Below are 11,901 nucleotides of genomic sequence, written 5' to 3'. Positions count from 1 at the left end.
CCCACAGTGCCAGGCTGCCTTTCAGACGAAATTGTTACTCGTCTGTATCCGATGTCCGATCCATCCGATAGCCAAAACCGAATACCGTCTGGATGGCGAACCCGTTCTGCGGGCGCAGGTTGAGCTTTGAACGAATGCGGGAAATATGGATGTCGAGCGTGCGACTTTCGACGTCCAGTACGCCTCCCCATACTTGTCCAAAGATGTAAGAGCGCGAAAGCGGACGATTGAGATTGTCGAAGAACAGGGTCGCCAGCTCGGTCTCTTTTGCCGTCAGCTTCACCTCTTCGCCCCGCCAAGTGATTTGGCGCAGCAAACGATCGATCTTGTAATCACCGAAGGTCGCGTGACGATCTATCTCGGGCGGCTTGATCCGGCGGCTCGCCGCATCAATTCTGGCAAAGATAACTTCCTTGCTCTCAGGCTTCACCACATAATCGACTGCGCCTGCCTCCAGTCCCCGGACGATGTCGGCCTTTTCAGAGCGGCTGGTCAGAAGGATGAATGCTGGCGGGTTCTCGAGTGTATCGGTAGCCCATTCGATCACTTCCACACCGGTTTTGCCCGGCATGTTCCAATCGACCAGAACCACGTCATATGTCTCGCGTTTGAGCGATGTTAGCAGTTCGTGACCAGCACGGAATCTCTCATATTGATGAGGGGTTTCATCGAGCGCATTGCTCAACTGGTCCAGCAGCTCTGGATCATCATCTGCAATTGCAATTCTCATTGCTGGTTCCCCGACTCAAGTTTGCCGTCAAAGCATGTTGTGGCCCATGCGTTCCTAGGTCAGATAGTGGCTTGCAAAAAATGTAACAGACAATCTGTAACATAAGTTACAAGATTTTACGTAATTGCTTCAGCACATTACTCCGGTCCAGCGTCAAAAGGCCAACAAAAAAGCGGGGCAGACCCAAAGGCCGCCCCGCTTCAATTGTATCTTGCTGCTCTCCGTGATCGCTTACATGGAAGCGCGAACACCAAGGAAGAACAGAGTCCCTACTGGGCTAACCGGATAAGCCTGCTCGGTCACGAACGGGTTCGTGTTGAACACGTTGTTCACACCGCCATACAGACGGAACTGGTCATTCACGTCATAGCTGAATGTTATGTCGTGAATGAAGGTTTCGTCGGTCAGGCCGTTTTCAGGCGTGTAAGTGTCCGAACCGGTGTTGCCGACCGTTTCGATCTCAACGGCGCGAAGGCCCATGCTATCAAGGAAGGTCGTGCCCCAGGTCACGCTCAGGCTGTTCCAGTCCCAGGTGAAGAAGCCGCGACCGGCCCACTCAGGACGCTGAAGCTCGCCAAGCTCCGGATCGACCAGCGTCGGGTCAGCCGGATCGAAGAAGTTGTTGAGCTTCTCGACATAGGTTCCGCTCGCGCCAAGGGTGAAGTTGTGATCACCAAAGCCGAAGCGATACTGGCCCGAAAATTCGACACCAGAGGTCTCCTGACGGGCAAAGTTCAGCGAGCTTTGACGCAGGAAGGTGAAGCCACCGGTGGCCGGGTTACGATCCTGCAGGGTGCAGAATGCGTTGTTGATCGTAGCCGAGTCGACGCAGTTATCGACGATGTCCTGCGCGCTAACCGCGTTGATCGCGTCTTCGATCTCGATGTTGTAGTAATCGACACTGAGAACGAGGCCCGGGATCCAGCGCGGGGTGATCTGTGCGCCCACGGTCCACGTGGTTGCCGTTTCTTCCTGCAGGTCCGGGTTACCACTGATCGAGCCCGAGAAACGCGCAGTCAGCGGATCGACATAGGTGTATGTGCCACCGCCGAAGGTCGGATCAAAACCGATCGAGTTAAAGAACGCGGTACAGTTCGCCTGACGCAGCGCCGGATCGGCTGCTGTGACGAGGTTACCTGCATCGCATGGATCGTCCGGACGGAAGAACGCACCCTGAGCCGGGTTGAACAGCTCGTTGATGTTCGGTGCGCGGACCGCCTGTGCGTAGGTGGCACGGAACAAGATGTCCTCGGTCGGAGCATACAGACCGCTGACGTTCCAGGTGAAGGTGCTGCCAACAGTCGAGTAGTTGGCGTAACGGCCTGCAGCGCTCAGCTCGAGCGTCTCGGCCAGCGGAACACCTGCGAGGATCGGCAAACGAACTTCGCCGAACAGCTCGTACACGGTGAACTCACCGCCAGCGTTGTTGATCACCGATGCCGGGTCAAACACGAGTGAGTTTTGCGCGTTCGGAAGATCGCGCAGAAGGTCACCAGCGTTTGCGTCCGGCGTCGTCACCGGAACGATACCAAGTACGAGCGGATCGAAGGTTGACGTCGACTGCTCTTCACGCAGTTCAAAACCACCAGCAAAGCCGATCGGGCCGCCTGGCAGCTCAAACATGGCGCCGGTGTCACCGGTGAAGATCGCGCTCACCACAAACTGCTCAAGCGAGAACTCGTTGACGGTGGTCGTGGTGATGAAGTCAATCGCTTCCTGACTGATAGAACCGATGCCGCCAAGGATGTTGGCCGGACGGCAAGAGCCATCACCCGGATTGAAGGTGAAGAAGCCAGGATCGCCTGCCGGAATGCCGAATGGCGTGGTGGCAGGTGCGGTTGGGTCGATGTCCGAACGGCAAATGGGGGTGCCATTCACGTCGGTCGTCACGTCGATGGCCGCGTAGAAGCGGTCCATGATCACGCGGTTGCGGTTCAGCGACGTCTGCGTCGACTTACCGTAGTTCACGGCAAATTCGTAGGCGAGGTGATTGGTGATGTCGCCGCGAACACCGCCGACGAAACGCCACGTTTCGAACTCGTTGCGGTCACGGTTTGGACCAAGGTCAGCCGGGTCACGCGTGATGTAGAAACCTTCATCGGTGCCGTTGCCGAAGAACAGCGGAGCAACATAGTCTTGCTGTGCTGCGGTGATGAATGGGTTATCCGCGCGGATCGTCAGAAGGTCGTAGAACGTGTTCGGCTGGGCCTGGAATTCGGCCGAGTTGGACACATACTTACCTTCGAAGAACAGCGTGGCAGCTGGCGAAATCTCGTAAGTGAGGTTCGCGTTGACCGACCAGCGTTCCGTTTCCGGGATAAGCGAGTTGACGTTGAAGTTGTTCGGGATGCCGTCGCCACCGAACTGGTTAAACAGACCGGCAATGGCGCCATCCTGGTAAAGTGACAGCGAACCGTCCGCGTTGATGACGGCACAGCCACCAGCAAGGCCGAAGGCGCCGGGTTCAAAAGTCGAGTTGAAACCAACCGATGACTCAAGACAGTCTGCAATGCCGTTGTTGTTCTGGTCAGGGCCGTTGCTGAGTCCGATGTCGCCTGGCGCGATGATGCCACCCGCCGATGAAAGCGAGAAGCGCGGGTCACCAGCGATAAAACGGCGAGGCGCGTTGACTGAGCGGTCGATCAGGGCTTGTTCTGCGGCGGTTGGCGTAAAGCCGGTTGCGCTAGTCGGGATCAGACCACCGATGACAGAGCCGTTAGCAATGAAGTTTGGCGTATCAGTCGCGTTGAGCTCTCCGGTCTGGAAGCGCAACGCCGGGTTTGCCTGGTCATCAAAGATGCCGTTGTCGCGTGAGAATGCCCGGTCGCCAAACTGGAGTTCTTCGCCATAGGCATATTCGCCGGAGATCACGAAGTTACCGCGGCCATCGGCGAAGTTGGTGCCCCAGGTAAGGTCACCGTTGATGCGCCAGCTGTCTCCTTCCGAGGAGATACCCGATTGGATGTTAGCCTCGATGCCTTCGAAATCGTCACGCAGGACGAAGTTGACAACACCAGTCACAGCGTCCGCACCGTAAATCGAAGATGCGCCGCCAGTCAGCGTTTCAACGCGTTCGATCAGAGCAGTTGGGATCGAGTTGACGTCGACAACCTGAGCACCGGCCACGCCCGAGACGTGGCGGCGACCATTGACCAGCACCAGCGTACGGCCAGCGCCAAGACCGCGAAGGTTCAGTGTTGCCTGACCCACAGCAAATGAGAAGACGCCGTCAATCGAGCCTTCGGTCGAAGTTGAGGTTGAGAGTGATGGAATGTCACGCAGTGAATCAACCACGTCGGCCGTACCCGCCTGTTGCAGAGTCTCACCTGTCACCGACAAGATCGGAGCGGGTGAGCCGATGTTCGGATCACGAGCAATGCGCGAACCGGTCACAACGATGTTGTCACCTTCTTCGGCGGCTTCGGCGTCCTGATCGGGTGCATCCTGCGCTTGGGCCGCAAAGGGAAGAGCGCTAGCCGCCGCGAGAAGCAGCGTCTGGGTCGAGAATTTGAGGCGTTTCATTGACTGACCTTTTTTTGTTGCGATGCAACACGGTCGCCATGTGACAGAAAAGTGTCAAGCAACAGGGCTTGGATTGTTAGCCAATCGGGTCTGTTGGAATCAGAATGTTGCAAAAATACCATGGCAGGCGACACCTGATAATGTCGCCTGCCTGATAATTGGGCGCTGCGTGCTTATTTGGCAGGCAAGGGCCTAGCAGTCAGTTTGTCCGGAAAACGTAGACTGGTCCGAGGTCGACCACCTGCTGATTCCCGCCGAAATACAGCTCAAGCTCCGCTTCGCCTGCGTTGTAGGCGCGCGGGGCTTTGGTCTGGATTTTGATGAGTTGCCACTTATCGCCAAGGGTGAAACGGTTTGAGGCAAAGCTCTCAAACGGGGGTTCGGTGCCCTGAATGCGCGATGCGGCAACAGCACGGCCGTCTTCCTTCGCCGAACTGATCGTGCGCGCGACGATTGTGATGTTCAGATCGTCGCCCTTTTCGATCCGTTGATTGATCGGCACGGTGGCTTTCAGATCGGTCAGATTGGTGCCGTCTTCAGTCACTTCGAACCGTGTGGCCCTCATCATCCAGATCTCGCGTTCATCGCGGTTGGTGTAGGCCCCTGCCGAACCGCCAAATTTCCAGACGCCTTGCGCGGGGTTGTTGATCAGTGTTCCGGTGTCTTTCAGACCGTCGGGCATTTCTAACTCAGGCAAGCTCAGCGTCGCCGCTGCGACCTGTACGGGACCTGCTTCATTGATCTTCGACGCGCCTGATACCACTATGGCTTGGCCTATCTGGATGGTCTGCCGCGCGCTACCAAATTGCAATGCAATGATCCCATCACGTGTACCGAGAGTTCGCTCCGCCTCGGCAGTGACTTCATACCATTCCCAATCGTTGCCGATCGTCAGTGTCTTCTCACCAAAACCGGGATAAGGCTCGATATTCTGCTGAAAACGGACGCGGATCACACCTCTGCCGTCGCTATTGTCAGATTCGAGAGTACGGGCATAAAAGCCGATTGTGATCTGCTCACCGCGACTGACTTTTTTCACCAGTGGAACGTTGGTGCCAGCCGTGTAGATAAATTCCGCTGCGCGAGTGATCACGAATTGTCGCGCGGCCCCGCCGCCCGGGATACTCTCGTCAACGACGGCGCTTGCATCCATATCGGCGCCATAGCTTTCCCAATCGATACGCGATGGATCATTCACCAGCGTACCCGGCAGTTGCGCGTCGAGTTCTTTGAGTGCTGCACTGTTCTGAGCGGACGATGGCGCTGTGGCCAGCATCCCTGTCGCCAAGAGACAGGCTGCGCCAAAAGTCTTGAGCTGTTTGATCATGGTTTACCCCCTCTTTGCCGTTTGATCGGCTTGTTATGTCGTATGGTAATGAGAACGTTATCAGAATTCATATGAACCAGAGCTGTGGAGATCCAGATCGGCTACTTGCCCGACCTTGGTGCGCCGATTGAACCCCCTGAGCTCCCTTTTGAACGCCTTATGCGGCCTGTGCCGGGCAGTACTTCGCGAGATACTCGCCGTGCCCAGGCATGTTCTGAACGAGGAAACGGATCGACTGCTCCATCTCATCAATTTCCTTGCGTGTGCGCGCCAGATCGAGCGAGTCCGCCATGGGGTTGTGACCATTCATGGGGATACCTTGCCCCATCATCACGGCAGCCCAGCTTGTTTCGGTAAACAGCTCGTCTTCCTCGCGGAAAATCTGGCCGTTGGCTTTGAAGAGCTCGACTTTCTGGCTCAGCGTTTCAGGAACTTCCATCGTACGGACATGGTTCCAGAAATCTGAATCCGTACGCGAGGTCGCGTTGTAATGCAGGATCAGGAAGTCGCGGATACGGATGTATTCTTTCTCCGTCAGGCGGTTGAACGTCTTAGCCTGCATCTCGGTAACACCATCCAACGACAGCAAAGAAAGCAGCTTGTCGATTCCGGTGTTGATCAAGTGAATTGAGGTCGATTCCAACGGCTCCATAAAGCCTGCAGCCAAGCCGAGTGCCACCACGTTCTTGTTCCAGAATTTCTTTCGCTTTCCCGTGACAAAGCGAAGGAAATTCGGGTCTGCCTGCGGCTTTCCGGCGATGTTGCCGACGAGGATGTCGTGCGCTTCCTCGTCTTCCATATAGCTGCTGCAATAGACGTGACCGTTGCCATTGCGGTGCTGCAGCGGGACCTGCCATTGCCAGCCTGCCTTGTGCGCCGTTGCTTTGGTGAAGGGCGGTGGCGGGCTGCCATCGTCGCGGCCACAGGGCAGGGCGACAGCACGGTCGCATGGCAGCCACTTGGTCCACTCTTCGTAACCGGTTTCCAGCGTCTGCTCGATCAGCAAGCCGCGGAAGCCTGAGCAATCAATGAAAAGATCGCCCGAAATCTCGGTGCCGTCATCAGTCTTTACCGAAGTGACATACCCGCTTTCATTGTCCTGCTCGACGTCGACGATCTTACCTTCCTTGCGCACCACGCCGCGCCCCTCTGCAACAGAGCGGAGGAAAGCCGCATATTTGCCGGCGTCCAAGTGATAGGCGTAATTGACAGGCGGAAGGTCATCGCGCTGTTGTTGATAGTCTTCGCTGCGCATGAATTTGCCGAAATAGGCGGCCATGGTTTCAAGGTTGAAGACCTGAATCGGGCGGTTGTCTCCGTCCTTCGCGAATTTGTGCCAGACATGGTGGAAAGAGATCCCGTCGAGAGCGTAGCCATAGGCGCCGAATGGGTGGATGTAACTGTCCCCGACTTGACCCCAGTTTTCGAATTGGATGCCCAGTTTGAACGTTCCGCCGACCGCAGCGAGCATTTCGTTTTCGCGCACGCCGATCAGTTGGTTGAATCCTACGAATGGGGGAATCGTAGCTTCGCCGACACCAACCGTGCCGATCGCTTCTGATTCGATAAGGGTAATCCCCAGGTTGCGCCCCTGCTTCAACCGTGACAGCGCCGCAGCCGCCATCCAACCAGCGGTGCCGCCACCTACGATCACAATATTTTGAATTGCCATGACTTCCTTCGTCCCAAACGGCACCAATCAGCGCAGGTCCCGACCCGCAAGTGTATGATCAATGCCACACCTCATAGCATGCAATAAGACAAAAATTTTGCAAGGGTTGAGAACGCTAACATTTTCGAGTAGGTGCTTTGGCCAAGGGTGAACAAATGTGTCGCCTATGGGGTTACTGGGGAGGAAAATCAGTCTCATGAAAACCGCTCGCTTTGCGCCTGCGCGCCGTCTATCCGCGCTCGGAACGGCTTCAGGCCTCGCAATTTCGATGATGATCGCTGGACCAGCAATGGCGCAGGATCAGGAATCAGATGAAGACGCCGAACAGGTCGACGATGCGATCGAAGGCAATGTCATCATTGTGGATGGCTTCCGTCGCTCGCTTGAGAACGCTCAAAACATCAAGCGTGACTCGGATACGTTCGTTGATGCCGTAACGGCGGAAGATATCGGCGCACTGCCGGATCGTTCGGTCGCGGAAACGCTACAGCGTATTCCCGGTGTTAATATCGGCCGTTTCGAGAAGACCACTGACCCGGACCGTTTCTCGGTTGAGGGTACCGGCGTCATTATCCGTGGCCTTCCGTTTGTTCGTTCGGAACTCAATGGCCGTGACATTTTCTCGGCCACTGGTGGCCGGGTCCTTAGCTTTAACGACGTGTCGCCAGAGCTTTTGGGCCGTGTCGAGGTTTTCAAGAACGTCACTGCGGACATGGTTGATGGCGGCATCGCCGGTACCGTCAACCTCGTAACCCGCAAGCCGCTCGACACCGATGGCTTCCGCCTTTCTGGCACAATCGAAGGCAACGTAGGTGATCTCGCAGAAGAGTGGTCGCCTGGCTTCTCCGTACTTGGTTCGGGTAACATCGAAACTACGCGCGGTAACATTGGTATCCAGTTCGGCTATGCTCGCTCGGAACTCGTCAGTCGCACCGATGCGTCGCAGGTGAGTGACCCTTGCTATCGCGATGCCAGCCTGACGGCCGGTTGTATCCGTGCTCTTGAAGTTGTTGATGGCGGTTTCACCGGCGATCCAATCTTTGATGCGTCGAATTTCCCGCCGGCCAACTCGGTTCTTGTGCCGAAGGGCGCTGGCGTCCGTACCACTACACTGGAACGTGATCGCGAAGCTTACTCTGCAGTTCTGCAATATGAGAGCCCGGCCAAAGACTTCCTGTTCACCTTTGAGTGGTTGAAGGCTGACACGCAGTTCCTGACTGACGAAGCGGCGATCCTCGCGCAGATCAACGACGACGCTTTGTTCCCGGAGCCTGCTCCGGGCAGCACTTGGCAGTTTGACGCGAATGGCGTGTTCCAGTCGGGCGTTTTGAGCCAGCGTGTCGGTGACGCATATGCGAACCCCTTTGGCCGCGGCGGTATTCCGATGGAAACGCTCCGCTTCCAACGCGGATCAGATGCGTCGACTGAGGATGTCTCATTTGACGTCGATTGGTCGATCACGGATCGCCTGCGCTTGAACGTTGAGTATCAAGCAATTGACTCCACGCTGGAGCAGGATTCGGTCATTGGTGCGATGAACTCGTGGGCGGATATCGCTCTCGATATCACGGGCAAGACGCCACAAGTAGAATTCCGCGCACCAACCGGTGCCGAGGCTGACTACTTCGCGAACGGCCTGAACAGCTATTACTGGTTCCTGCTGGACAGCAAGGCCCAGAATGACGGCAATCTGGAGAGCTTCCGCGCTGACCTCGAATACGACATCAGCGACACCGGCTTTTTCAAGAGCGCGCGTTTCGGCGCACGCTGGGCAGAGCGCGACCGCGTCACTCGTGACACCAACTTCAGCACATGGGGCAACCTCTCGGCTGTTTGGGCTGGTCGTGCGGGCTGTGCACCATGGGGCCAAGGGCCTGGCTGTTTCCAGGGTTCGGGTCCATTCGTACCATCATGGGCAGGTTTCACCCCTGGTCGATACTACACCGGTCTTCCGGGTCAGGAAAACGCGATCTCAGGTGGTGTGTTCACCGATGAATTCCCGGGTGCTTCGCAGCTTCGCAGCCCGTTTGGTGACGGCTTCCAGCGCGGCAACGCGCCAACGCCGATCCCGGGCGGAGCCGCTTGGTTCTTTGGTGGGGACGACCTGCTTGGTGAATACCTTGCTGGAACCTCGAAAGAGCAGGCTCAGGCGATCAACCAGCTTTCGCAAACGCCGAACCCATTCTTTGGCGTTCTCGGCCGTAACTTCGTGAACTCGGTAACCGGCGAAACAACGGCTTGTGATCCATTCTGTCCACCGGAAATCTCCGACGTTACAGAAATCACCAACGCGGCATACGCTCGCATCGATTTCGGTCACGATTTCGACAATGGCTGGAACCTCGAAGGTAACTTCGGTCTCCGCTACGTGGAAACCACGGTTCGGACTTCTGGCATCATCGGCTTCCCCAACGGGGCGTTCTTCGATGATCCGGGTGCAGGCGGCAACGGCGACGGTGTCGTGCAGGTATCCGAAGTGCAGCAAGCATGTTTGACTGCGCCTCCGGGGCAGGGAACGCCGGGCTATTGTTCGCTTTCAGCGAACCGACTGGCCGAATTTGCCGCGGCGCACACTGGTGAAGTGGTGGTCGAAGATCGCGACATTACTTTCGATCACTGGCTGCCAAGCTTCAACGCGCGACTTGATGTCGGTGATGGCTTGTTCTTCCGTGCCGCGGTGTCGAAAGGCATTTCGCGCCCGGATCTCGGCCAGTTCCGTTCTGGTGGCGGCATCGGTGACAACACCGCTGACCTGCTTGCAGCAGGCACCCTCGAAAGCGGGCCACTGTTCCAGATATTCACCGGAAACCGGAATATCCGTCCGGTCGAAAGCTGGAACTATGACCTTTCGGTCGAATGGTACTTCGACGCGGTTGGCTCGCTTACGCTCTCCGGATTCATCAAGGACATTGATGGTCTGGTGAACAGCGGTGTGAGTTTGGTGAATTTCGTCAGCCCAAGCGGTTCTTCGCTTGATGTCGAAGTCAACGGACCGGTCAACGTCGATGGCGGGACGCTCAAAGGCGTCGAGATCGGCTACCAGCAGACCTACGACTTCTTGCCAGGTCCGCTAGACGGTCTCGGTTTGGCTGCGACCTACACCTACATTGACGGTGGTTCGTTCTCAAACCCCGACCTTGCAGGTAACCAGGGTATCTTCACTGCGAACCAGCCATTGGCTGGTATCTCAGAGCATACAGTCAATGCGACTGTCTTCTACGAGAAGGGACCGATCTCGGCACGTGCCGCTTATAACTGGCGCTCCGAGTTCCTGATCACCCCGCGTGATGACATCTTCCCGTACTCGCCAATCTGGCAAGAGGCCACGGGGCAACTCGACGCGTCGATTTTTGTCAGCGTCACCGACTATCTCAAGCTCGGTGTGCAGGGTGTGAACCTGCTCGACGAAGTCACGCGGACAAGTCAGGTTGTCGACTTTAGCGGTACGCGCATAACGCGCTCCGCCTTCCGCAACGACAGGCGCTATACCTTCCTCGCTCGCTTCGATTTTTAGGGGGTATTAATCGAAGGAACGAGAGGTTGAGGGGGCTTTGCTTGGGGAAGCGAAGCCCCCTCTTTGCTATGATGTTGGGATCGAAATTCAGGTGAGGGACGGCGCTATGCTGCGCATACAATCGGTATTGGTTGCGGGCGCCATATTGGCGTTGGCTGCGTGCGGCGGCGATTCAAAAACCGCGGTCGCTCCGCCTGTAGGTTCAGCTCCCACTCCGACGCCAACCCCGGCACCGGCCGCGTCTTGGCAGTTGGTTTGGTCTGATGAGTTCAACGGGACCGAGCTTGATCGAGCCAAGTGGGCGCCCGAGGTCTCATGCTGGGGCGGCGGCAACGATGAACGCCAATGCTACACAGACCGTCCAGAGAATATTGTCGTCGAAAACGGTGTGCTGTTGCTGAAGGCTCAAAAGGAAACCTTCACCGGTCCAGATCGTCCACCAGAGATCGCCGCCAATCCCAACCCGCAGGTCACGCAGGAATACACCTCGGGCAAAGTCCGCACTCGCGATCTGCACAGTTGGAAGTACGGCCGTATAGAAGTCCGCGCACAGGTGCCGGCCGGGCAGGGCATGTGGCCTGCCGTCTGGATGCTTCCACAGGACAATGTCTATGGCAGTTGGCCGCTATCAGGTGAAATTGACATTCTTGAAGCGGTGAATGTCGGCGCGACTTGTAATGATTGTCAGGGCGGTGTTGGCGAAAACCGCACTGTCAGCGCGCTGCATTTCGGTGATCTGGCGCCCAACAATCAATTTGTTGATCAGAAATCCGCATTGCCCAATCTCGCGTTGCCGTCCGACGGTTTTCACACATATGCTGTTGAATGGGGTGAAGGCCTCATCCGGTTCTTCGTTGATGACCGGCTTCATTTCACGGTGACAGCCGATCAATGGTATTCCGGTGCGACCAACGCGGTCGGCAATCCAAATGCACCATTTGATCAGCCATTCTACGTAATGGCTAATCTGGCTGTTGGCGGAAAATGGCCAGAGGAGACCAACGATAAGGGGCTTGCGGAAAGCTCTTTACCCAATCAATTCGCCCTCGACTGGATCCGAGTTTATCAATGCGACAACGATCCGGACACGGGCTTGGCATGCATGCAGTAAGTATGCGACCAATGACGGAAGTTGG

At 56.7% G+C, this 11,901-nt stretch carries 6 protein-coding genes; 2 read left to right on the top strand and 4 right to left on the bottom strand.

Annotation, left to right across the window (positions count from 1 at the left end; genetic code table 11):
• Positions 1 to 34: 34 nt before the first annotated feature.
• From AC0V6K_RS04735 to AC0V6K_RS04720, 4 genes are all read right to left on the bottom strand, one after another.
• Complete coding sequence (locus AC0V6K_RS04735; RefSeq protein ID WP_472625253.1) at positions 35 to 730, bottom strand: response regulator transcription factor; 696 nt, start codon at positions 728 to 730, stop codon at positions 35 to 37.
• A 231-nt stretch (positions 731 to 961) separates the two neighbouring features.
• Entirely contained in the window at positions 962 to 4,252 is a 3,291-nt protein-coding gene (locus AC0V6K_RS04730) for a TonB-dependent receptor domain-containing protein (RefSeq protein ID WP_472625252.1), read from the bottom strand.
• A gap of 199 nt (positions 4,253 to 4,451) precedes the next feature.
• Positions 4,452 to 5,579, bottom strand: a complete 1,128-nt coding sequence (locus AC0V6K_RS04725) for a hypothetical protein (RefSeq protein WP_472625251.1) — start codon at positions 5,577 to 5,579, stop codon at positions 4,452 to 4,454.
• 157 nt (positions 5,580 to 5,736) lie between these two features.
• Positions 5,737 to 7,251, bottom strand: a complete 1,515-nt coding sequence (locus tag AC0V6K_RS04720) for a tryptophan halogenase family protein (protein ID WP_472625250.1) — start codon at positions 7,249 to 7,251, stop codon at positions 5,737 to 5,739.
• Between the two features lie 196 nt (positions 7,252 to 7,447).
• On the opposite strand from AC0V6K_RS04720, the gene AC0V6K_RS04715 reads away from it, so the two are divergent.
• Positions 7,448 to 10,765 carry a TonB-dependent receptor gene (locus AC0V6K_RS04715; RefSeq protein ID WP_472625249.1) on the top strand — a complete coding sequence of 1,106 codons (3,318 nt, stop codon included), beginning with the start codon at positions 7,448 to 7,450 and terminating at the stop codon, positions 10,763 to 10,765.
• 106 nt (positions 10,766 to 10,871) lie between these two features.
• Entirely contained in the window at positions 10,872 to 11,876 is a 1,005-nt protein-coding gene (locus AC0V6K_RS04710; RefSeq protein WP_472625248.1) for a glycoside hydrolase family 16 protein, read from the top strand.
• Positions 11,877 to 11,901 lie beyond the last annotated feature (25 nt).

This window comes from Erythrobacter sp. S43 (assembly GCF_057364955.1).
The sequence above is the reverse complement of the archived record's forward strand: the minus strand, read 5'-3'. Positions and strand labels throughout refer to the sequence as shown.